Genomic DNA, 23,811 nt, shown 5'->3' on the forward strand with positions numbered 1-23,811 from the left:
CCATGTCGATCATACGTAACGCACTGTCGACAGCATCGTTGGTGTGGAGAGTACTCAATACTAAGTGACCCGTTAGTGCAGCTCGCAGACCAATTTCTACCGTCTCTTGGTCACGCATCTCACCAACAAGAATGATGTCTGGGTCTTGACGTAAAAAGGTTCTAAGAACACGCGAGAAAGTTAGATCGATCTTGCTGTTAACCTGTACCTGAGTGATGCGAGGCAGACGATATTCAACCGGGTCCTCTGCTGTAATGATCTTTTTCCCAGGTTCGTTGAGCTCACTCAATGCGCCGTAAAGCGTGGTGGTTTTACCGGAACCTGTCGGCCCGGTAACCAAAATCATGCCGTGCGGACGCGCCAACTGTCGACGCAAGCGAGCAAGCAAGTCTGGCGGCAAGCCCGACTCTTCTAACGGACGCAAACCAGCGGACTGGTTAAGCAGACGCATTACCACAGATTCTCCGTACTGCGTTGGTAACGTCGACATACGAATATCAATTGATTGGCCACGAACTTTGATATTGAATCGGCCATCTTGTGGCAAGCGCTTTTCAGAAATATCTAGGTGTGCCATCAACTTCAGTCGAAGAACCAAAGCCGATGCAATATTCACTTCATTTAAGAGCGTTTCATGCAATACGCCATCAATACGCTGGCGCAAACGCAATACTTGATCGTCTGGCTCAATATGAATATCCGAAGCTCCAACCTGTACCGCATCTTCAAACATGGAATTAACCAGCTTTACAACGGTAACCTCTTCACTGTCGGCCTCATCAATACCGTAATCAAAGCTTTGTACATCTTTATGCTCTTCATGCAGCTGCTCAGCAAAGGAGGCAATTTCTTTAGTACGGCGGTAATAGCGGTCAAAGCTTGAAATGAGCTGACGCTCCGAAGCCACAATGAACTCAAGGTTGTATTGGCCCAACAAGTTCATCAATGATTCTTGGATGAACAAGTCCGCAGGGTCACTCATAGCAACGCGCAGTGTGTCCCCATTTCGAGCAACGACCATCGCACGTAAGCGACGTGCGTGTACCTCAGGTAAAATCTGCACGGCTTCGGCATCCACAGGCGCACGACCAAGATCGATCAGTGGCAAACCAAGCTGCTGAGACAAGAAGTCCAACATTTGCTTTTCGGTAATAAAGCCAAGGTCAATTAACGCATCCCCTAGCTTCTGCCCGGTACTGAGTTGTGCGTTTAGTGCTTGCTGGATTTGTTCTTCAGAGACGATACCTTCCTCAACCAGAAGATCGCCCAAGCGTTTTCTCAACTGAATTTTCATTGTGCGCTCTCCAACTCTTTCAAGATGCTCAAACGGTCACGGATAAATGCTTGCGATTGATTCGAAATGCCAACTTTACCCAGAGCTTGGTTGTAAGAGTTGATCGCGGCAGTAAAAGCCAGGGCGCGCTCTTGTTGAATAGCCAAACCTAACCACCAGCGCGCGTTTTCCGGCTCACGCTGAGTTAGGAGTTGATAGCTCTCAAGCGCAATGTCATTTTGCTTGTGTTTTTGTGCCAATGCCGCACGCATCGCCAAGTAATCTCGACTTGGTACTGGAGGCAAATGAACAAGCGGGCTCAGCGCCGCTTCAGGTTGATTAGCTTTCACTAACAACTTAGACAAGGCCAAGCGGAGTACTTGGTTGTTCGTATCTAGGTTGATGCCTTCTTGAATAATCTCATATGCTTTACGCGTGTCACCTTTACCAAAGTACAACGCTGATAACTTTTGACGCGTGTCTGCATTCATTGGCTCATAACGCAACGCCTCGGCATAAGCCGATAACGCCGTTTGCATATCGTTAGCATCGAGTGCCTTTTCCGCTCGGCTAACCGCTTTAAGAGATAATTGGCGGTGAGTAAGCTCAACCTGCTCAATACGCATTGAGCTGTTTTCTGATGTCGTGTGGGTTACGTGATCGTATTGCTCCTCGCTCGGCATCGTTGCTAACTGTGCGAGTAAAACTGCATCTTCAGAGGCGATATTTATCTCAGATCTTGGCGTGAACCTATCAGTCTCTTGTATGTGAGGCTGTTGCACTACCTGCTGTGTGGCTGGTTTAGTGTAAACCACTTGAGTTGTATCGGGCGTCATTTTACTCGTTGGCGAGTGAGTGCGCTCCGATGAAACAATTGGTGAGACATTCACAGACGACAGTGGCATAGCGTCGGTTTGAAACTGTGATAGCTCGCCTGAAGGGACAGGACCGCGAGAGACCGCCCAGCTACCAACCGCAAGGCTTAACGAAAAACCGGCGACAAGCCAAAGCCAAGGTTTACTGCGTGAGACTCTTGGAATCTCCGCACGAGTAAGCTCTGACGGCGATGTTTTTTCAGCAAGTTCTGATAATGCTTTATTGATGGCACTCAAGGTTGACTCCATCCCCAAAATACGGGTGTTTTAAACTTAGGTTTACGGGCATCAAACGTATCGTGCATAGCGGCGTAAACGTGATGATTTTTCAATAGTGTGCAACGCTCATTAAATGCAGCAAGCAACGACTTGTGGCTAATTTGGTTTATCAAGCGCGGAATCCCCATGGATGAACGCCAAATCGCTTTTTTCTGTTCAATAGAAAAAATGTGCGCCCCATTGCCTGCTTTATCTAAACGATTATTGATGTAAGCCACGCCTTCATCGATAGAGAGAGGACGTAACTGGCAGCTAAACGTAATGCGTTGACGAAACTGCCTTAGCTCATGGTTAGCCAATCTTTCATCCAACTCAGGTTGTCCGAATAACACCAATTGAATGAGCTTATCTTGTTCCGTTTCTAGGTTGCCAAATAGACGCAATGTTTCTAAAGCTTGTGGGGAAAGAGCTTGCGCTTCATCAACGATCAAGACGGTTTTCTTTCCCAAGGCATGTACTTGAATCAAGTGCTCTTGAATGAGGGAAACGATGCGCAGCGGATCATCGTTCTCGATACCTAACTCTCTGGCGACAGCAAACTGCAACTGTTCCCCATTCAACACTGGATTGGGTAAGTAAATAAGCTCAACTTCAGATTCAATCTGCTCGATCAGCTTACGGCATACCATGGTTTTTCCAGTGCCGACTTCTCCCGTCACCTTAATCACCCCTTCTCCCATTTGCACGGCAGCTAGGATGGTTTGGATCGCCTCATAGTGAGGGACTAACCCCAAGAACATTTCTGTATTTGGGGTTAACGAAAAAGGCTGAACTCGGAATCCAAAGTGGGACAAGTACATACTCGAATCACAAACCTATTAAAAAACAGAACCTTTCCCAGCGCTTATTGCGCATCTGGGAACCACTCTTGCAGCAGATCACGAGAGCGCTCTAGCTCTTTCTGCCAAGAGTTCACGCCAACTACGGTCGGTTTTAGCAAGATGACCAATTCTGTTTTCTCAGTTACGTTATTCACGTTGCGGAACAAATGCCCCAGTGCTGGTACATCGCCCAAAAATGGGACTTTAGAAACAAGCTCACGATTTTGCTGTTTCATCAACCCGCCGATAACCACAACATCGCCATCTTTAGCACGAATAACCGAGTCTGATTCACGAATAGAGCTTTTCGCTAATGGCAGTTGGATGTTTTGGAAATCTCCGCCCAAGTTCAATTGCTTCACTTCTTCCGTGACTTCAATAACTGCGGGGTGAACATGCAGGAACACATTGCCTTTGTTATCAATTTGCGGAGTCACATCAAGGGAAATACCCGAGAAGAATGGCGTCAGTTCCACTTCAGGAACCGCATTTGAGTTTTCACCGTTGCCTGCATTGCTCGATAGCTCGGTAACAAAGTACTCATCGGTACCCACTTTGATAACAGATTTTTGGTTGTTGGCAGCGGTAATACGAGGGCTCGAAAGGACGTTCAAGTCACCTTGCGTAGACATGAAGCTCAATACAGCATTGAAGTTACCATCCGAAATAGTCACGTTAGTTTGACCGCCCAATAGCGTGCCAATCGCATCCAATGGTGGTAATGTCGACGCAGGGCGGTTGACTACGATACTACCCGAGTTACCAATTGATGCCGATAAGTTTGACCAGTTGATGCCTTGTTGGTAGCCATCATTCAACGTCACTTCTAGGATTTTAGCTTCAAGAATGACCTGGCGCTGCATGCGCTCCTGCGATACACCTAAGAACTCGCGTACTTCGCGAATATCATCTGGAAATGCTCGAACCGTAATAACTCCTGCTTGTGGCGTTACAACCACACTTTGCCCTTTGCCTGAACCAATTAGATTCGCAACGGCTTGCTGCAGCATAGGCCAGAAGTCACTTTCAGTGATGGTTTCGATGCGTGTACCACCCGTAGATGTGGTTGAGCTATCGTTGTTGTTTCCATTGTTAGAGTCTGACGAGTCAGAACTGTCTGAGCTACCACCAGAATTAGACGTACCAGCCGAGGTTACAGAGCCCGTAACAATGCTGGTTAATGAGCGACCAGAACGCTTGAACTGCAGGTAATCGACTGGAATGGTCACAGTACGCATACCTGCTGGGTAGATTTGAATTACTTTGCCAGACTTCACCACGTCATAGCCATACATATTCTGTACGACATTCAGAACTTCATCCAATGTCACATCTGACAAGTTGACAGTGATATTACCTTGTACCGATGGGTGAATCGCCACACTGTACTCTGTGCCTTTCACCAACGAAGCGAAAAAGCTTCTTGCATCGACCGCATTCGCTTGAATACGAAAACGCTTCGAGGTGCCTTGCTCTGATGCAACGTTCGAGTCTAAATTTGGCATCAAGTCTGCCTCAACAGAAGAAGGGATTTCTTCCAATGTGCGGCTGTTCGCTTGATTGATCGATTCATTGAGCGCTTCTTTAACTTCCACTGGATTCCGATGACCCATTGAACATCCCATTAAAGAAGCAATCGTTATTCCTACAACTAATTTGCGCATATCTGATCGGGCTCTGGTTATTATTGTTTTACGTTTAAATCAAAAAGCTCTAGGTCCCACTGACGGTTACCACGCTTTAAAGTTACAAATTCACTATTAATGCTCGCGACGCGATAACCCTTAAATAGCTCGCCTTTTTCGACAAGTTTGTTATCCATAATCGCGATACAATCAGTACTTGGCTTACACACAATACTGTTGAGCTTAGGCAGTCGGTACCGTTTAACTTTTGGTTTCGCTGACGTTTCAACCGCTGGCTTTTCCCAACCAAGTGGGGCCGTTGGGTCCTGGTTTGCCCAAGCGGTTCCTGCCGCTGCCATAACAAGCAATGAGATGATGAGTTTGTTAACCACCAATAAACTCCTCTCTAGATCCTAGTGTGTAGACTTCTAACACAAGCTTCGCTTTCGGGTACTCTTCGACTTTATAACTAAAGCTGCGCCAGTAATAACTCGCAGGAAGGCTCTCCAATTTATTCAGATAATTAGCAATAGAAAAATAGTCACCAGTCAGTTCCATACGAACAGGATGCACGTAGTAACCAGAGTATTGCGATGCTTCTTTATCTTCCGTTATTGGCTCAGATGGCAAGGTTTGCAGAGACAAAAGGTGAATGCCACTTTGCTGCTCCAACACATTTTCAAGCAGCTCAGCCATTTGCGAAGGTGTAATAAGATGCTCGATGATCTCCGCTAATTGCATCGAAAGATGCTGACTCTCAGCTAACAGATTAGATATCGCGCGATCAATCTCAGCATTTGGATCTTTCTTAAGTTGCGCCTGAATACGTAGCGTATCGATTTCAATCTTTTGATTGGCTTGCTTTAAATTACTTAGTTGCCTCTCATTACTGATGATCTCGTTAAGCTTTGGCTCCAATACCAGCGTAAAGAGCAACATGATCACGACAACTAAACCGCATAATGCGGTGAGCACTTTTTCACGCGTACTCATTTCGCCAAAGCGCCCTTCTAATGAGAGCCAGAATTCGTTCATTTCTCTTTATCCTCGCGCGTTTTTAGTTCAAACGTCACAATATCCTTATCATTTCGACCTATTTTGACGTCGTCAAACGTTCGACCAACCAAGCTAATTTCGTTTTTAAATTGGCTAACCCAATTTGGCACTGAGCTCGGTTTTTTCGCTAGTCCCTTCAGGTCTAAGGTATGGGTATTGATTCGAATTTCGGACAAAGAAATTTCTTGGTTTCCTAGCTTCGCTAATGATTGCATCACGCCAGAGTAACCCGTGCGTTGCGAGTCATCGTATTTCCCGACAGCTTTAAGCGAGTCTCGCTTCGCCTTGACTTCACGTTCTAAGCGGGCTTTAGCTGCCAGCTTATTATTGTCAGGTTGATGCTTACGTAGCTTGACTTGATAACGTTCAAGCTCTGACTTCATGATATCGCCTTTACTTTTTACAATAGCAATCTCATCTTCCAAACCGCTGCTCTGCCAAGTGACATAACCGTAAGAAAATAGAATTGCAGCCGCCGCAACGCCCCAAGATAACGCGATATTTTTTAGCGTCAGGAGCTCTTTTTTCGGTTTTAAGTAATCGGGATATAAGTTGACGCGTCGAGTATTTGAAGTAGCCGCAGTGTCAGCCAAAACATGTCCTGATAGCTCATGTTCTGGTGGTAATAACGGTGAAACCTTAGTACTTAAACGGTAGTTCAGAGCCTGAACAAGCTCGCTCTCATCCTCTTCATCACAGCACACTTTCAATTGATGTAATTGCACGTGGCGTAACTGAGATGAAAGATAGTCAATCGAACGTTGCAGTTCTAACGACAGACTGTCCATCTGTAAATCGCTAGACGGAACCCCCGTTAACGGTGGCGTCACACTGCGAATAGAGCGGTGGAACGCAATAGTATTTTCGACAAAAGCGCTTATACGGAAATGACCACGCACACTGCGTTGTAATAATAGGAAGTTTCCTAGTTCACCCGCAGTCTCTCCCCAAATATCGTCTTCAGGAAGAATTGCTTCTAGTGGTAACTGGGATCGACTGGCCAGTAACACAATCTTATCCAATATTTTTCGCGATAAGACGTATGCTTGCACTTTGGTTGAATTCGGTAACTCGACCGCATCGGCAATAATGTCGATGGCGCGCTCAGAGATCAGTTCTTTCAACAAAAACGGTAATGCGGCTGGCCATTCTTGACGCGGCATGACCGGTTTGTCGATTTGGTACATCTGGTAATAGTTATGAGAAAGAACAACCGTTAATGAATCATACGCACTCGCTGCAACGCTCAATGCTTGCTCAACGGCTTTTTCCCAATTGGACTCAGAAATATCAAATTGGTATGGACGACTACTTTTGATTGAAGATGATAAATAAACGGCGTCTGGCTGAATAACCAAAAAGCAGGAGCGACCACCACTAGATGATCGCTTAAGCTTGTCGAATAGTGCTTTGAAATCCATGATTATTATCTTTATTTTTTCCGCCAGCGATTTCGTCTTCCCAATTTAACTTGGGATTCTGATTGAGAATTCGGCAACGCTTGGGGACGAGGAAGAAACTGCTGCTCCGCAGAAAAGTAACGCCCTTGCCCACCATAAACCCCGAGCTCAATTAATGTGTTGAGCTCGTTCTGATTCTCAATTCCCACTGCTATAATTTTAGTTTTACTGTTTGCCGCCGCACCTAGCATACTGCGGACAAATAGCTGGTTTTCATGTCGTTGGTCGATTTTTGCTACTAAACTGCGATGAAGTTTAAGGTAACGAATGTCCACTTCTTTTAAATAGTGAGTGCTAACGATGGTACGCCCAGCCTGCCCAACCATTAAGTGGCACCCTAAACCGGCCAGCATTTTAGCGACTGGTCGCATAAAGTCTAAGTGTCTTACAAATTGTGCTTCAACAAACTCAAAACTGAGACACTTTCTCTGCTCACGTGACAACTGTAAGAGTTCATCACGAAACCATTTAAAGTACTCTCGGTTAGAAAATGGCGTTACATTCAAATTGAGCGCATACGATCTTGAGTTATCAAAATTATCCTTAAACTCTCTTAAGAATTTATTAATAACCGACTTATCCATTTGCGCTTCATAACCAACCTGTCTGATCGCAGAAATGAACCGAGACGCTTTAACAATCCCATTCTCAGGATCGCGAATCCGACATGTTAACTCTTCATATAATGATTTTTTATGCGTCGCGTCACTTATTGGGTGCACAGATTGTGCGTAGAGTATCACACTTTCAGGTGTAAGTGCTGTGTCAAATAACGTTCTCCACCTCACACTTCCGCGAGCTTCTTCATCGTGGTTCCATTTTTTGAAGCGACTCCAATTATTGTTATTTTGTAGTTGCGCACTACGCAAAGCAGTCTCGGCTTCATCAATGATTTGGCTGTGTCGCTCACCTTCTTTATAAGTGGTGATGCCAATATGGCACCAGTTGTCTGGATCAAGTGGCTCTGGCGGCATTAACTTTTCTAACTGGCGAATGCATTGCGAGGCAAGGTTAGCCACATCTTTCGCACTTTGGTGCGGTAGAAAAAGCGCAAAATCAGCATCGTAATAACGGGAAAATACAACATCTGGGTATCGTTGAACTAAATTGGACAATAAACTCCCAACTTCAACAATAAACTCATCCGTAATTTGCTTATCTTGCTCTTCTTCAACCAGTTTCCAGTCTTGAATACGCACTAGCAACACGGCGCCGCGAGCCCCACTTTCTAGTAACGCCGATTCCAACTTGCTATCAAATAACACTCGGTTAGCGGTACCGGTTAGCTTATCAAGGAAGGTTTGAGTTCGAATAAAGGTATCAAATCGGCTTCGCTCTTGACGCGCATCTTGTAACTCTTCGATTAATACATCGAGCGCTTCACTGGCGGTGTAAGGCCATTCTTTTTTGTCACCTTTGGCATACTGCTCCACCCTACCAGCCAGGATCATTCTGCCTCGCTCTTCGAGCATTTCGGAGCCTTCTAATTGCTCCTTAAGCCATGCCACGCCGCGCATTAAGCAGAAGATGATCAATATCACGGCAAGCGTGATCGACCAAAGCGCCTGCATTGAGTAGCTGTAACCTAAGTAAGGGGGAATTGCTTTAAAGTGAATCGTGTAATCTTGATTGTGAGTCAGCTGGTACTCTGCCTCAAACAAGACTGACGCTTCCATTTGATGAGAAGTATCTTTGAAGCGATAAACAACGGCGTTGTTAGTCGACAACGTCATTTCGACAATATTGGAAGCCTGCAGCATTTTCGGCATCCAGCGCTGCATAGAATAAGCGGCGTCAGGATCTTCCATCTCCTTGTCGACCACCTCTACGATCCCTTCTAAATAATGGTTGAGATATTCCTGCCCAAGACGTTTAAAAGAGAGGGTGCCACCGACAAACAAGATAAACATGGCGCAGATAACGATCATGGTGACAAAGGCCACCAGCCGTGTGCTTAACTTAAGAGTTGGGGTATACCTCATGAATACCAAATTCCTTTTTTATTCATCATATACCTTATTGAAATATTTATACTTGATAAGAGTTCATCAAACAATCGGATTAGTCTGATAGTGAGAGGCTGGAGCATAAAGAAAATCACACTCATTGATAAGTTTTATTGTTACGCCTAACCTTGCCAAGATAAGCCTGTGAGATCATCAGATTGCGACAATAAAAAAGGCCGCGATATTCGCGGCCTTTTCGATTCAAGCATAAGCAGAATTTAGAACGGGATATCGTCGTCAAAATCCATTGGTGGCTCATTGTACTGCTGCTGTGATTGCTGCGGAGCCTGTTGTTGTGGTTGCTGTTGCTGAGGCGCATTGTACTGCTGCTGAGCTGGCTGTTGAGGCTGACCCCATCCACCTTGTTGCTGCTGTTGACCGCCCATAGGTGCGCTGCCACCTTGAGCACGACCGCCAAGCATTTGCATCACACCATTGAAGCCTTGAACAACGACTTCCGTTGAGTAGCGATCTTGGCCACTTTGATCTTGCCATTTGCGAGTTTGCAGTTGCCCTTCAATGTAAACTTGAGAGCCTTTACGCAAGTACTCACCTGCTACTTCCGCAAGTTTGCCGAACAACACAACACGGTGCCATTCCGTTTTTTCGCGCTGTTCGCCAGTCGCTTTATCACGCCATGAATCAGAAGTCGCAATAGTAATGTTTGCTACTGCACCGCCATTCGGCATGTAACGAATTTCAGGGTCGTTACCTAGATTCCCCACCAAAATAACTTTGTTAATTCCACGGCTGGCCATGATGTGCTCCGTTTCACTCTGGATATATAAAATTTTAGCGCATTAGAATAGCACGCTTTAATGTTTTGATTAAAGTCTAATACCATTGTGATCTATTGAGTCATCCTCTAGAACCCAAATCGTATTTCAACTTACGTGTGTAGCATTTTTGATTCGCGTTGCAGACATCGTTTCGTGAAGCTTTGAATTCGAACGCATTTATTCAGTAAAGCGATGGTTATGGCCTCTCTTTAATGCCAGTTTATGGCTTCTATTGAACCCAGGGAGATTGGAACACGTGAGAAAGTCGGCTTACGCAAGAAAGCTATTTCTGATCAGTATGGAAGATAATGCGCAAAAAAAAGTGGCGGCACTCGAAAAGTACGTTGATATGAGCATCCCGGTGATTTCAACCGCAGCACTCATGGAAGCCAAGCCACAACACCGTAATAAAATTCTACTGATAGACTTCAGTGAACATAAATCACTTGTTCAATCGATCAAAAACTTGCCTCTTGTATGGAAAAACTTTGAAACCGTTGTCTTCAACGTGCCTAAAAGACTAACCACGGATGAACTTCTTTCATTTGGTCAATTAAAAGGTGTGTTTTATTCTGAAGATACGCTAGAGCAAATTGGAGAAGGGTTAAAAGGCATTGTTAACGGTCAAAACTGGCTGCCGCGTAATGTAACCAGTCAACTTTTACACTATTACCGCAATGTCATTAATACTCATACTGCACCAGCTACGGTAGACTTAACCATTCGTGAGCTACAAGTACTGCGTTGCCTACAAGCTGGCGCCTCGAACAGTCAGATGGCCGAGGAGTTATTCGTCAGTGAATTCACCATCAAATCGCACTTATATCAGATATTCAAAAAGCTATCCGTAAAGAACAGAGTACAGGCAATCGCCTGGGCAGACCAAAACTTAATGTCTTGATGCAATGTTAGCGGCTCTGATAACTGAAATGACGAGTCGCTCATCTTTTTTCCGCACCGAGTCTCACATTTTTTCCTACTTTATTCATGATTCATTGATACCTCTCGTGTTAAAGTTATGCGCAGATTCTTGATAAAAACGAGATAGGATATTCCCCCAATGATAAAAAAATGTCTGTTCCCTGCTGCAGGCTATGGCACACGCTTCCTACCGGCAACGAAATCTATGCCAAAAGAGATGATGCCAGTTGTGAACAAACCGCTTATTGAATACGGTGTCGAAGAAGCAATCCAAGCTGGTATGAACGGCATGTGTATTGTGACAGGTCGTGGCAAGCACTCGATCATGGACCACTTTGATAAGAACTACGAACTGGAACATCAGATTAGCGGTACCAACAAAGAAGAGCTGTTGGTAGATATCCGTGAAATCATTGAATCTGCAAACTTCACTTATATACGTCAACGCGAAATGAAAGGCTTGGGCCACGCGATTCTAACTGGACGAGAATTGGTAGGCGATGAGCCATTTGCTGTTGTTCTTGCTGATGACCTTTGTGTGAACGAGCAAGAGGGCGTACTGGCTCAGATGGTGGCACTATTTAAGCAGTTCCGCTGTTCTATCGTTGCAGTACAAGAAGTACCAGCCGAAGAAACACACAAATACGGCGTTATCTCTGGTGAAATGATCAAAGACGACATCTACCGCGTAGACGACATGGTAGAAAAACCAGAGAAAGGCACGGCGCCTAGTAACCTTGCTATCATTGGCCGCTACATCCTGACTCCCGATATTTTTGAACTGATTGAAAACACCGAACCTGGTAAAGGTGGTGAAATTCAAATCACTGACGCGCTGCTAAAACAAGCAAAAGCGGGCTGTGTATTGGCTTACAAATTCAAGGGCAAACGCTTTGACTGTGGTAGCGTTGAAGGTTACATCGAAGCAACTAACTATTGTTTTGAAAACCTGTATCTAAAAGATGAAAAAACCTCTGAGCTAGGTAAGCACGCAACACAAAAAGCAGTATAAAGCATCGTCGTAGTACGAAATTACTGTATCGAAAGCCCAGCACAACGCTGGGCTTTTTACTTTACTGTTTTTTTATCCAGTAATTTTCTTTGCACATTTCTCACACTATGTAATACTTGCCCCACTTGGTTATACATAGAGCAAAAACGATGGATAAAATAGAAGTTCGCGGTGCCCGAACCCATAACCTTAAAGACATTAATCTTACAATCCCTCGCGATAAACTGATTGTCATTACTGGACTAAGTGGCTCCGGTAAATCCTCTCTCGCTTTCGATACATTGTATGCAGAAGGCCAACGACGCTACGTAGAGTCTCTCTCTGCCTACGCTCGTCAGTTTTTGTCTCTGATGGAAAAACCCGATGTCGACCACATTGAAGGGTTATCACCCGCGATTTCTATTGAACAGAAATCTACTTCTCATAACCCGCGTTCAACCGTCGGTACAATTACCGAAGTCTACGACTACTTACGTCTATTGTATGCTCGTGTGGGCGAACCCCGCTGTCCAACGCACCATGCCCCTCTTGCTGCGCAAACCATCAGTCAAATGGTGGACAAAGTCCTAGAGATGCCGGAAGGCAGCAAAATGATGCTATTGGCGCCTATTGTCAAAGAACGTAAAGGTGAGCATGTTAAAACGCTTGAGAACTTAGCGGCTCAAGGCTTTATTCGTGCGCGTATTGATGGAGAAACTTGCGATCTTTCCGATCCTCCAACCCTTGAGCTACATAAAAAGCACACCATTGAAGTCGTGGTAGACCGCTTTAAAGTTCGTCCAGACTTACAACAGCGCTTGGCCGAATCTTTCGAGACCACGCTCGAATTATCAGGCGGAATTGCGGTTGTCGCGCCAATGGATGGCGACGGTGAAGAGATTATTTTCTCCGCCAACTTCGCTTGTCCACAATGTGGTTACAGCATGCAAGAGTTAGAGCCGCGACTTTTCTCATTCAACAATCCTGCTGGTGCATGTGGCACTTGTGATGGCTTGGGTGTTCAACAATACTTCGATCCAAGCCGAGTCATTCAAGATGATTCATTAAGCTTGGCACAAGGTGCGATTCGCGGTTGGGATCAAAAGAACTACTACTACTTCCAAATGCTCACCTCATTGGCCGATCATTATGGTTTTGACCTCCATGCCCCTTTTAATTCTCTGCCAAAGAAAACGCAAGATGTCATTCTAAAGGGCTCAGGTCGTACTGAGATTGAGTTTAAATACATCAACGATCGTGGCGATATTCGCGTTAAACGCCATCCATTCGAAGGTATTCTGAATACCCTAGAACGTCGCTATCGTGATACAGAATCCAACTCTGTCCGTGAAGAGCTTGCAAAATACATCTCCACTAAATCTTGTTCAAGCTGTGGCGGTACTCGTCTACGCCTCGAAGCACGTAACGTGTTTATTGCTGATACGACACTACCTGAGATTGTTGAACTCAGCATTGCTGATGCATTGGAGTTCTTCCATTCCTTGAAACTGGAAGGTCAACGAGCCCAAATCGCTGAAAAAGTGATGAAGGAAATCAACGACCGCCTGCAATTCTTAGTTAACGTCGGTTTGAACTACCTAAACTTATCACGCAGTGCTGAAACCTTATCAGGCGGTGAAGCTCAACGTATTCGTTTAGCAAGCCAAATTGGTGCAGGTCTTGTTGGTGTCATGTACGTCTTAGATGAACCGTCGATTGGCCTCCACCAGCGTGATAATGAACGCTTATTAAAAACGCTCACTCATTTGCGCGATTTAGGTAATACCGTACTTGTGGTAGAACACGATGAAGATGCGATTCGCTGTGCAGATCATGTCATAGATATTGGTCCTGGTGCTGGCGTACATGGTGGTAATGTTGTTGCGGAAGGCACCATGGAAGAGATAATCGCAAATCCGAATTCTCTGACAGGTCAGTACTTAAGCGGTGTTAAAGAAATCGCAGTACCGAAAGATCGCACGCCGCGAGATCCGAAAAAAACGGTTGAGCTATTAGGCGCAACAGGTAATAACCTTAAAAACGTTAACCTTTCAATTCCTGTTGGGTTATTCAGCTGTATTACAGGGGTATCTGGCTCAGGTAAATCAACGCTGATTAATGATACTTTCTTTAAAATTGCGCATACCCAACTTAACGGAGCGACAACGGCTCAGCCTTCACCTTATAAATCGATTAAAGGTCTAGAGCACTTCGATAAAGTCATCGATATCGATCAAAGCCCAATTGGCCGTACACCTCGCTCTAACCCTGCAACCTATACGGGGATCTTTACACCAATCCGTGAACTGTTTGCAGGCACACAGGAGTCGCGTTCTCGCGGTTACAAGCCGGGCCGTTTTAGTTTTAACGTACGCGGTGGTCGTTGTGAGGCCTGTCAGGGTGACGGTGTTATCAAAGTAGAAATGCATTTCCTACCAGATGTTTATGTGCCATGTGATGTGTGTAACGGTAAACGCTACAACCGTGAAACGCTCGAAGTACGTTACAAAGGTAAAACTATTGATGAAGTGCTAGAAATGACGGTCGAAGATGCACGCACCTTCTTCGATCCAGTTCCTGCCATCGCTCGCAAACTACAAACACTGATGGATGTGGGTTTGTCGTACATACGATTGGGTCAAGCGGCAACAACACTCTCCGGTGGTGAAGCACAGCGTGTGAAACTGGCGCGAGAGCTATCCAAACGTGATACAGGAAAAACCTTGTACATTTTGGATGAACCAACAACCGGCTTGCACTTCCATGATATCCAGCAGTTGCTCACTGTACTGCACAGACTTCGCGACCACGGAAATACTGTCGTGGTGATCGAGCATAACCTGGACGTCATTAAGACTGCGGACTGGATTATCGATCTTGGTCCTGAAGGGGGTCAGGGTGGCGGCGAGATAATCGCTCAAGGCACTCCGGAAGATGTGTCGCAAATCGAGGGGTCGCACACAGCTCACTTCCTCAAGCCTATGTTGAAGTAGAAAAAACAGGTAAAGTATCGAGACCAGCAAGTGCTGGTCTTTTTTCATTCAAAACAACGCAATAACTATGGCTACTATACATGTAAGTGGAACAAAGCTTTCTCCCGAAAAAGTACAGGTTCCCCTCAATCGCAAGTTTCTCATTGCCTTGGCAACACTATTTGTGTTGGCAATGCACTTTTTCATGCCCAACCCCGGCGGTTCGGGGCTTTCGCTTTCGTTCAATGCGACAACTTGGATTGCTTTTAGCTTTGCATTAGGCATTGGGTGTTACCAACTTGCGAATAATCGAGTACTACGTTACTCAAAACTAACCATCGGCTTGTTCATTAGTACTCTTATCATGACGGTGCCCATTCTGTACCCAAATGCGAATAGCAGTTTGGCAGCCAATAAGCTCATTGGCCTGTGGTGTGGTGTCCTGTTCTTTATTGTCTTACAACAATTTCATTTCAGTAATAAACATCGCCAACGCCTATTATGGTTCATTGTCCTTGCGGTTGTTATCGAAGCCATTTTTGGTTTGACACAATATCTGTATCTCAAACCAGGCAATCCGTTTGGTTACGACACGGTGGCCAATCGTCCTTATGGTATTTTCCAACAGCCCAATGTAATGGCCAGCTTTCTTGCGACAGGGTTGGTGATTGCCAGCTATTTACTTGCACGTCAGCCCTACAAATACGATCGTAAGTTAAGCGATGTTTACCTTCTCTATGCCGTACCAGTTTTAACTTTACCACTAATTGTGGCGTTGGCTTCACGCACTGGTTGGTTAGCCTCGGTCATCGCCGTGTTGTTGGTCATTCCATACATGTACCGCTTTGCAACCAAAGGGCGCTTTATCCGCTGGGTTGTGTCACTTGTAAGTGGGCTCTTACTCTCAGTCGTTGTCATGCATCTTGCCTTTCCTGATGGAGGTGGGTTAGCCGCAGAAAAAGTAAATATGGAGTCTCCTCGAGCGTATACTTTTCCACAAACATTAGACATGGTGATTGAAAAGCCTTTTACTGGTTATGGATATGGCAAGTTTGAATCTGAGTACATGCTGTATACGGCTCGTCAACATGCCCTAAATGAGAATTACCCAGCTGGTTTGCCAGCCATGGATCATCCGCATAATGAGCTACTTTACTGGGGAGTAGAAGGTGGCTTGCTGCCAATACTCGGCATCTTCTTAGCGATGGCACTGGTACTGTATCGAATCTATCAAGCCAAACGCGGAACTCGTCTTGCGTTGCTGGCCTTGTTTATACCTATCGTATTGCACTCGCAACTGGAATACCCTTTCTACCACTCTCTCGTGCATTGGTTGATCTTCGTTATCCTACTGTACTGGGTCGATCAGCGCGTCTCTCGTTATCGACAAGTCGGCTTTAGTAATGTGACCAAAAGCTTGCTGCGTGTTTTTAGTTTGGTACTTCCCGTTGCGTTTACGTTTTACATGGTAAGCGCATTACATACGAACTATGTATTGACGAAGTTTGAGACCACTAGACCAACTAACCCTGATATTCTGAATCAAGTCAGTAACCCTGTGGTTTGGAAAGACAGGTTTGATTGGGATGTCTATAGCACGTTTTTAAACCTTGGGCTGTACCAACAAGACGCAACCTTGATTCAGCCTTATATCGATTGGTCGCTAAAAATCATCAAAGATAAGCCTCGCCCTGCATTTTATAATAATTTGATTTTGGCCTACCAAGGCTTAGATGACTCAAGTAAAGCGGAGCAAATTAGAGCTGAAGCGCAGTTTTTGTTCCCGAAGATTGATTTCAGTGACGTCAATTACCAACCACCTTCTCAAGCAATCTCTGCCTCACCAGCCCCCACTTCAGGTGCAGAGTAATAAGTACAAAAAAGCGAAGGGATGACCTTCGCTTTTCTTTATCTCATTGCTGTATGATTTTATTCAGTGAGTGACTCTTCTAACGCTTTTAAGCACAGCGCAACGTTTTCAGATCGAGCGCCGTAACCCATTAAGCCAATACGCCACGCTTTACCAGCTAATGCCCCAAGGCCTGCACCAATTTCTAGGTTATAGGTTTCTAGCAAGTGAGCACGAACTTTTGCTTCATCAATTCCTTCAGGCACGTAAATCGCATTTAATTGTGGCAACCGATGGGCTTCGTCCACAACAAATTCAAATCCTAACTTTTGTAAGCCATTTTTGAGTTTTTCATGCATCAGTTGGTGACGAGCCCAAGCGTTTTCTAATCCTTCATTTTTCAGTATCAATAAAGCTTCATGAAGCGCATACAAGCTATTAACTGGCGCCGTATGATGGTAACTACGCTTGCCTTCTCCACTCCAATACCCCAAAACTAAACTCTGATCGAGGAACCAACTCTGTACTGGTGTTGTTCTTGCTTGAATCTTTTCAATCGCGGCAGGAGAAAACGTCACTGGTGAGAGTCCAGGTACACATGACAAACATTTTTGACTACCAGAGTAAACCGCATCCAGTTGCCATTCATCCACTTTTAACGGCACACCACCAAGTGACGTCACCGCATCAACAATAGATAATGCATTATGCTGTTTCGCCAGCTTACCCAATGCTTGAGCATCACTGACTGCACCAGTTGAGGTTTCCGCATGCACAAAAGCAAGAATTTTTGTATCTGGGTGCTGTTCGAGTGCTTGCTCGACTTTATCAATGGAAACAGGCGTCCCCCATTCATCATCGACGATAACAACTTCACCACCAGCACGGACGACATTTTCGCGCATGCGTTCACCAAATACACCATTACGGCAGACGATCACTTTATCGCCTTTCTCGATCAAGTTTACAAAGCAGGTTTCCATCCCTGCACTACCTGGCGCTGAAACCGCAATCGTGAACTCATTGTCAGTTTGAAAGGCATACTTCAATAGCTGCTTGAGCTCATCCATCATACCGATAAACAGAGGATCAAGGTGACCTACAGTAGGACGGCTTAGTGCTTGTAACACTTGAGGATAAATATCAGAAGGACCAGGTCCCATTAAAATACGGTGAGGTGGAATAAAGCTTTGGATCGACATGTCAGCTCCTTGATTATCTTTTATCCTGAGCATTCTAAAAGTTCTATTCAATAACATGGCTCAGGTGTAGGGTTCTTCACCCTAATAGATTTTTCCTCTATCAGCAATTAGCCGTAAGTATGGAGGTCAAACCAGTGTCACAAAATCGTTAATAAAAAACACCATAAAGGTTGAAATATTGATTGACATTAAGGTCTCAAAACCGTTCAATGTTTGAGCTTTATGTAGAAGAGGAGCGCTACCCAGGTAGATGATTTGTGGAACCGCAATTCCAACACCAATCATTGAGGGGGAGTAGTGCCGAGGTAAGTCAAAGTTGCAGGATTTGACTTGTCGGTTGAATTGGGCTGAATCCCATCAACTGTCATCAGCGCAGTCTGATGAAGGGCTTCTGAGGGTAAATTTTTCAAATAGCATTCTAAATACCTCTCTTTTTGCTCTGTTCCTTTTCTCACTAAACATTGGATGTACAATTTTTTAGGAAGTCGTGGGAGAACGCAGTGAGCGCATTTAACGTAGCTAAATTCGGTGGAACCAGTGTTGCCAACTTTGAGGCAATGAGTCGTTGCGCCACCATTATCGAAAACAATCCAACTACTCGCCTGGTCGTGAGCAGCGCTTGCTCTGGCGTCACCAACCTATTGGTAGAACTCGCCAACGGTGTTCAGGATCAAACGCACCGTACTGAGCTGCTACAAAATTTGGCCAACATTCATGACGCCATTTTAACTCAGCTCGAAGACAGCACGAAAACTGCTGCCGAGGTGTATGACATATTAGATACCGTAACCAGCCTGGCCGAGGCTGCATCTATCCAAGCTAGTGCGAAGTTAACCGATCATTTAGTCGCATGTGGTGAACTCATGTCGACGCACATTCTAACTCAGTTAATGTGTGAGCGAGGCATTCAAGCTGTGCGCTTTGATATCCGCGATGTGCTGCGTACTGATGACAACTTTGGTCGCGCGGAGCCAAACATTGAAGCAATTTCGACGCTTGCGCAAGATAAACTCGTACCACTTTGCCAACAATCCGTTGTTGTTACTCAAGGCTTCATAGGATCTGACGAAGCCGGTAATACAACAACACTAGGTCGAGGAGGCAGCGATTACAGCGCCGCCTTAATTGCTGAGAGCGTCAAAGCGGCAGGGTTAGAAATCTGGACTGATGTTCCGGGCATCTACACAACAGACCCGCGAATTGCGCCAAAAGCCTCACCAATTCCTGAGATCAGCTTTAGTGAAGCTTCAGAAATGGCTAACTTTGGCGCTAAAATCCTTCACCCTTCTACGCTAGTACCTGCATTGCGCCACGACATTCCGGTATTTGTAGGGTCATCGAAAGAGCCTGAAAAAGGGGGAACTTGGATTCGCCACCAAGTCGAAAGCTCACCGTTATTCCGTGCGCTAGCTTTGCGTTGTAACCAAACCATGGTAACGCTACGCAGCGCCAATATGTTCCACGCATACGGTTTCTTAGCAAAGGTCTTTGAGATCCTTGCAAAGCATAAGATCTCTGTCGATTTGATCACGACATCTGAAATCAGTGTATCGTTAACACTTGATCAAACTGATACATCTGGTGGCGCGCCGCAGCTGCCGCAAGCTGCACGAGAAGAGTTAGAAGAGTTATGTAAGGTAGAAGTTGAACATGACCTATGCCTCGTTGCTCTCATTGGTAACAACATGAGTGAGAGTAAAGGCTACGCGAAACAGGTTTTTGGCACGCTAGAAGATTTTAACCTACGCATGATTTGTTATGGCGCTAGCCCTCACAACTTATGCTTCTTGCTCCATGAATCGGTATCGAAACAAGCCATACAAAAACTCCACACGGAGTTGTTTGAGAAGTAAGTTCAACTCAATAAAACAAAGGGCTGCGTATCTGCAGCCCTTTGTTGTTTCAATAGTTGTTACATTTGGACGAGGTAAACATCAATTTAACCGTTAATGTTTGGCCCTAACCATTTTTCAGCCTCGATCCTATCCCACCCCTTACGATCGGCGTAACTCTCTAGCTGATCTTCTTGGATCTGTGCGATCGCAAAGTAACGTGAGTCAGGATGAGAGAAATACCAACCAGAGACTGACGCGCCCGGATACATTGCATAGCTGGAGGTTAGAGTCATGCCAATATTCTCTTCCACATTAAGTAGCTCCCAAAGCGGTCCTTTTTCAGTATGCTCAGGGCACGCTGGATAACCTGGTGCAGGGCGAATACCTTGGTATTTTTCACGAATGAGATCATCGTTAGATAAATCTTCATCCGCAGCATAACCCCAAATTTCTTTACGGACACGCTCATGCAAATACTCAGCAAACGCTTCGGCTAGGCGATCCGCCACCGCTTGAATCATAATTGCGTTGTAATCATCTCCCTGTGCTTTGTATTCATCAGCAAGCTCTCGTTCACCAATACCACCAGTGACAGCAAATGCCCCTATCCAATCATGCTTACCCGACTCTTTAGGTGCGATGTAGTCGGATAAACAATAGTTGAATCCTTTTGGTTTCTCGGTCTGTTGTCGCAAGTTACGTAATACTTTCACAACGTCGGTACGAGTTTCATCAGCATAAACTTCAATGTCGTCCCCCACGCTCGCAGCAGGGAATAAGCCACACATTCCACGCGCTTTTAACAGGCCTTCTCGCTCAACTCGATCAAGTATCTCGTTGGCATCTTCGAATAAACGTTTTGCTTCTTCACCAACTTCTTCATGTTGGAAAATTGTTGGATACTTACCCACAAGTGACCAAGTCATAAAGAATGGTGTCCAATCGATGTATTGACGTAATATAGCCACATCAAAATCATCGAAGATATGAATGCCAGGCTTAACAGGCACTGGAGGAGTATAAGCTTCCCAATCGATAGCAACTTTATTCGCTCGAGCAGCTTCTAATGTCACTGGTTTGGTTCTCGGTTTCTTTCGATTATGTTGATCACGTACTCGTTCGTAATCAGCTTCAAGTTTTTCAACAAATTCAGGGCGACGTTCATCAGACAGAAGAGAAGTACATACGCCCACTGCACGTGAGGCGTTGTTCACGTAAACCACTGGATGCTTGTAATTTTGCTCAATCTTAACTGCTGTATGGGCTTTTGACGTTGTTGCGCCACCGATGAGAAGAGGTAAGTTAAAGTCGAGACGCTCCATCTCTTTTGCAACATGCACCATTTCGTCTAATGAAGGCGTGATCAACCCTGATAAACCAATAATATCGACGTTTTCTTCTTGCGCTACTTTTAAGATCTTTTCGCAAGGAACCATGACACCAAGATCGATAATTTCATAATTATTGCACTGCAATACAACGCCAACGATATTTTTCCCGATATCATGTACATCACCTTTGACCGTCGCTAGCAAAATCTTACCGTTTGTTTGTCCCACCTGCTTTTCTGCATTGATGTAGGGCTCCAGATGCGCGACTGCTTGCTTCATCACTCGTGCAGATTTTACGACCTGAGGAAGGAACATTTTACCTTCACCAAACAAGTCTCCGACGACGTTCATCCCATCCATTAGTGGGCCTTCAATCACCTCTAATGGCTTTGAAGCGTTGACACGAGCCTCTTCGGTATCATCAACGATGAACTCAGTTATTCCTTTCACTAACGCGTGCTCTAAACGCTTTTCAACAGGCCAAGTTCTCCACTCAAGTGCAGAGGCATCCTCCTCTTTACCTACCCCTTTGCCTGCATATTCCGCCGCGATATCTAACAATCTCTCAGTGGCGTCATCACGACGGTTAAGAACGACATCTTCCACAGCCTCACGCAATTTTTCAGGCACGTTATCGTAGATTTCTAACTGACCCGCATTCACAATCCCCATATCCATACCATTTTTAAAACAGTGATAGAGGAACACCGCGTGAATCGCTTCACGTACATAGTTATTGCCACGGAAAGAGAATGAGACGTTAGAAACACCACCCGAGATCATCGCATGTGGTAAATCACGTTTGATATCGCCAACGGCTTCAATGAAATCCACCGCGTAGTTATTATGCTCCTCGATCCCCGTAGCAATGGCAAAAATGTTTGGGTCAAAAATGATGTCTTCTGGTGGAAAGCCCACTTCATCAACAAGAATTCGGTAAGCGTTGGTACAAATTTCTACTTTGCGCTCACGTGTATCTGCTTGCCCAATCTCATCAAACGCCATCACAATCACAGCCGCACCGTAACGGCGGATCAACTTAGCTTGTTCAACGAATTTCTCTTTGCCTTCTTTGAGAGAGATCGAGTTAACAATGCCTTTTCCTTGGATGCACTTAAGACCGGCTTCAATAACCTCCCACTTGGAAGAGTCAACCATGATTGGTACTTTGGATATTTCAGGTTCTGACGCACAAAGGTTTAAAAATCGAACCATACAAGCTTGTGCATCCAACATGCCTTCATCCATGTTGATATCGATAATTTGAGCGCCATTTTCAACTTGTTGACGAGCCACATCGAGCGCTTCGTCGTACAGTTCTTCTTTAATCAAGCGCTTAAAACGCGCAGAACCAGTTACATTCGTACGCTCACCGACATTGATGAATAAAGAGTCTTTATCAATGGCGAGCGGCTCTAAGCCAGACAAGCGACAAGCAACGGGAAGTTCAGGTAATTGACGAGGGGCGATATTTTCAACCGCGAGTGCCATTTGGCGAATGTGCTCAGGAGTTGTACCACAACACCCACCAATCAAGTTTAAAAAGCCGCTTTGAGCCCACTCTTTAACATGCTTAGCCATATCTTCTGGCGACAAATCGTATTCGCCGAATGCATTCGGAAGCCCAGCATTTGGGTGAGCGGAAACAAAAGATTCTGATATACGCGAGAGCTCTTCAACATAAGGACGCAGTTCATCCGGGCCAAGTGCACAGTTCAAACCAAACGAAATCGGTTTAACATGACGTAATGAGTTGTAAAACGCTTCTGTGGTTTGACCGGATAATGTTCTACCGGAAGCATCAGTAATAGTCCCCGAGATCATCACAGGTAACTCAATACCCATATCTTCAAACACACTTTCAACAGCAAATGAACAAGCCTTAGCGTTAAGAGTATCGAAGATGGTCTCGATAAGAATAAGATCAGAACCACCTTTAATCAGCGCTCGAGTCGATTCAGAGTAAGCCTCAACTAACTCGTCGAAAGAAACATTTCGATATCCAGGGTCGTTTACATCAGGAGAGATAGAACAAGTGCGGTTCGTCGGCCCTAAAACCCCTGCGACATAACGCGGTTTATCGGGTGTTTTTGCGGTCCATTCGTCTGCAACTTCACGTGCAAGCTTGGCAGCTGCAAAGTTAATTTCTTCACTTAGGCTTTCCATCTCGTAGTCAGCCATCGCAATGGTTGTTGCGTTAAAAGTGTTGGTCTCAAGAATATCTGCACCCGCTTCTAAATATGCAGCGTGAATTTCCTTGATAAGTTGAGGCTGACTTAGAACCAACAGGTCGTTGTTACCTTTTAGATCACAATGCCAATCCGCAAAGCGCGTTCCTCGATAGTCTTGCTCTTCAAGTTTGTATCCCTGAATCATGGTTCCCATACCACCATCAATTAAAAGAATACGTTGCTTCAATTGAGCTTCAATCTGTTGTATTACGTTACTTCCCACAGTACAGCCTCATTCCTTTAGTTATCTTTCCATCCTATCACACAAACTTCAGGAGTCTAGACGTCTAAACGTAGAATTAATG

Annotated in this window: 16 protein-coding genes and 1 riboswitch; of the genes, 5 read left to right on the forward strand and 11 right to left on the reverse strand. The window is 45.1% G+C overall.

The features are described from left to right. The 9 genes from IQR33_RS03185 to IQR33_RS03225 form a co-directional block, all read right to left on the reverse strand. Positions 1-1,294 (reverse strand): GspE/PulE family protein (locus tag IQR33_RS03185; RefSeq protein ID WP_228013734.1); only part of this gene is annotated, 1,294 nt, incomplete at its 3' end. Further along, positions 1,291-2,385 carry a tetratricopeptide repeat protein gene (locus tag IQR33_RS03190; protein ID WP_193837563.1) on the reverse strand — a complete coding sequence of 365 codons (1,095 nt, stop codon included), beginning with the start codon at positions 2,383-2,385 and terminating at the stop codon, positions 1,291-1,293. The genes IQR33_RS03185 and IQR33_RS03190, both read right to left, overlap by 4 nt. Further along, positions 2,382-3,227 carry an ExeA family protein gene (locus IQR33_RS03195; protein WP_033907419.1) on the reverse strand — a complete coding sequence of 282 codons (846 nt, stop codon included), beginning with the start codon at positions 3,225-3,227 and terminating at the stop codon, positions 2,382-2,384. The genes IQR33_RS03190 and IQR33_RS03195 overlap by 4 nt, the downstream gene beginning before the upstream one ends. A gap of 44 nt (positions 3,228-3,271) precedes the next feature. Beyond that, complete coding sequence (mshL, locus tag IQR33_RS03200) at positions 3,272-4,912, reverse strand: pilus (MSHA type) biogenesis protein MshL (protein WP_005388471.1); 1,641 nt, start codon at positions 4,910-4,912, stop codon at positions 3,272-3,274. A 20-nt stretch (positions 4,913-4,932) separates the two neighbouring features. Continuing rightward, complete coding sequence (locus IQR33_RS03205; protein ID WP_005381196.1) at positions 4,933-5,265, reverse strand: hypothetical protein; 333 nt, start codon at positions 5,263-5,265, stop codon at positions 4,933-4,935. Beyond that, positions 5,258-5,908, reverse strand: a complete 651-nt coding sequence (gene gspM, locus IQR33_RS03210; protein ID WP_005381197.1) for a type II secretion system protein GspM — start codon at positions 5,906-5,908, stop codon at positions 5,258-5,260. The genes IQR33_RS03205 and gspM overlap by 8 nt, the downstream gene beginning before the upstream one ends. After that, on the reverse strand, positions 5,905-7,350 hold the full coding sequence (locus IQR33_RS03215; protein WP_047103665.1) for a hypothetical protein: 1,446 nt from the start codon (positions 7,348-7,350) through the stop codon (positions 5,905-5,907). Before IQR33_RS03215 ends, gspM begins: the two co-directional genes overlap by 4 nt. Before the next feature lie 11 nt (positions 7,351-7,361). Further along, positions 7,362-9,371: an RNase E specificity factor CsrD gene (gene csrD / locus IQR33_RS03220; protein ID WP_193837562.1), complete on the reverse strand. Its 2,010-nt coding sequence runs from the start codon at positions 9,369-9,371 to the stop codon at positions 7,362-7,364. Between the two features lie 242 nt (positions 9,372-9,613). Continuing rightward, complete coding sequence (locus IQR33_RS03225) at positions 9,614-10,153, reverse strand: single-stranded DNA-binding protein (protein WP_017636205.1); 540 nt, start codon at positions 10,151-10,153, stop codon at positions 9,614-9,616. A gap of 277 nt (positions 10,154-10,430) precedes the next feature. On the opposite strand from IQR33_RS03225, the gene IQR33_RS03230 reads away from it, so the two are divergent. From IQR33_RS03230 to IQR33_RS03245, 4 genes are all read left to right on the forward strand, one after another. After that, positions 10,431-11,075: a LuxR C-terminal-related transcriptional regulator gene (locus IQR33_RS03230; protein WP_005381237.1), complete on the forward strand. Its 645-nt coding sequence runs from the start codon at positions 10,431-10,433 to the stop codon at positions 11,073-11,075. A gap of 159 nt (positions 11,076-11,234) precedes the next feature. Then, a complete protein-coding gene (gene galU / locus IQR33_RS03235; protein WP_005381239.1) occupies positions 11,235-12,107 on the forward strand; it encodes a UTP--glucose-1-phosphate uridylyltransferase GalU in 873 nt (290 codons plus the stop codon). A gap of 149 nt (positions 12,108-12,256) precedes the next feature. Beyond that, positions 12,257-15,079 carry an excinuclease ABC subunit UvrA gene (gene uvrA / locus IQR33_RS03240; protein WP_017636207.1) on the forward strand — a complete coding sequence of 941 codons (2,823 nt, stop codon included), beginning with the start codon at positions 12,257-12,259 and terminating at the stop codon, positions 15,077-15,079. Positions 15,080-15,146: 67 nt separating this feature from the next. Next, entirely contained in the window at positions 15,147-16,928 is a 1,782-nt protein-coding gene (locus IQR33_RS03245; RefSeq protein WP_053303474.1) for a PglL family O-oligosaccharyltransferase, read from the forward strand. A 59-nt stretch (positions 16,929-16,987) separates the two neighbouring features. Here the strand turns inward: IQR33_RS03245 and IQR33_RS03250 are convergent, their stop codons facing one another. Further along, on the reverse strand, positions 16,988-18,109 hold the full coding sequence (locus tag IQR33_RS03250) for a pyridoxal-phosphate-dependent aminotransferase family protein (protein WP_017821323.1): 1,122 nt from the start codon (positions 18,107-18,109) through the stop codon (positions 16,988-16,990). A 220-nt stretch (positions 18,110-18,329) separates the two neighbouring features. After that, positions 18,330-18,508, forward strand: a riboswitch (Lysine riboswitch). A 101-nt stretch (positions 18,509-18,609) separates the two neighbouring features. Between IQR33_RS03250 and lysC the strand changes: the two genes are divergently transcribed. Continuing rightward, the gene (gene lysC, locus IQR33_RS03255; protein ID WP_017636211.1) at positions 18,610-19,962 is read left to right on the forward strand and encodes a lysine-sensitive aspartokinase 3; all 1,353 of its coding nucleotides are present in this window, start codon (positions 18,610-18,612) and stop codon (positions 19,960-19,962) included. Positions 19,963-20,048: 86 nt separating this feature from the next. Here the strand turns inward: lysC and metH are convergent, their stop codons facing one another. Further along, positions 20,049-23,729, reverse strand: a complete 3,681-nt coding sequence (metH, locus tag IQR33_RS03260) for a methionine synthase (RefSeq protein WP_054577147.1) — start codon at positions 23,727-23,729, stop codon at positions 20,049-20,051. Positions 23,730-23,811 lie beyond the last annotated feature (82 nt).

The sequence above is a fragment of the Vibrio sp. OPT46 genome, from assembly GCF_015163535.1.
In the GTDB taxonomy this organism is placed as follows: Bacteria; Pseudomonadota; Gammaproteobacteria; order Enterobacterales; family Vibrionaceae; genus Vibrio; species Vibrio alginolyticus.

Bases quoted from the DNA above. Each gene is read 5' to 3' on its own strand.
- IQR33_RS03250 (WP_017821323.1), bottom strand. From the start codon at position 18,109: ATGTCGATCCAAAGCTTTATTCCACCTCACCGTATTTTAATGGGACCT.
- galU (WP_005381239.1), top strand. From the start codon at position 11,235: ATGATAAAAAAATGTCTGTTCCCTGCTGCAGGCTATGGCACACGCTTC.
- csrD (WP_193837562.1), bottom strand. From the start codon at position 9,371: ATGAGGTATACCCCAACTCTTAAGTTAAGCACACGGCTGGTGGCCTTT.
- IQR33_RS03225 (WP_017636205.1), bottom strand. From the start codon at position 10,153: ATGGCCAGCCGTGGAATTAACAAAGTTATTTTGGTGGGGAATCTAGGT.
- IQR33_RS03195 (WP_033907419.1), bottom strand. From the start codon at position 3,227: ATGTACTTGTCCCACTTTGGATTCCGAGTTCAGCCTTTTTCGTTAACC.
- IQR33_RS03215 (WP_047103665.1), bottom strand. From the start codon at position 7,350: ATGGATTTCAAAGCACTATTCGACAAGCTTAAGCGATCATCTAGTGGT.
- gspM (WP_005381197.1), bottom strand. From the start codon at position 5,908: ATGAACGAATTCTGGCTCTCATTAGAAGGGCGCTTTGGCGAAATGAGT.
- IQR33_RS03245 (WP_053303474.1), top strand. From the start codon at position 15,147: ATGGCTACTATACATGTAAGTGGAACAAAGCTTTCTCCCGAAAAAGTA.
- uvrA (WP_017636207.1), top strand. From the start codon at position 12,257: ATGGATAAAATAGAAGTTCGCGGTGCCCGAACCCATAACCTTAAAGAC.
- mshL (WP_005388471.1), bottom strand. From the start codon at position 4,912: ATGCGCAAATTAGTTGTAGGAATAACGATTGCTTCTTTAATGGGATGT.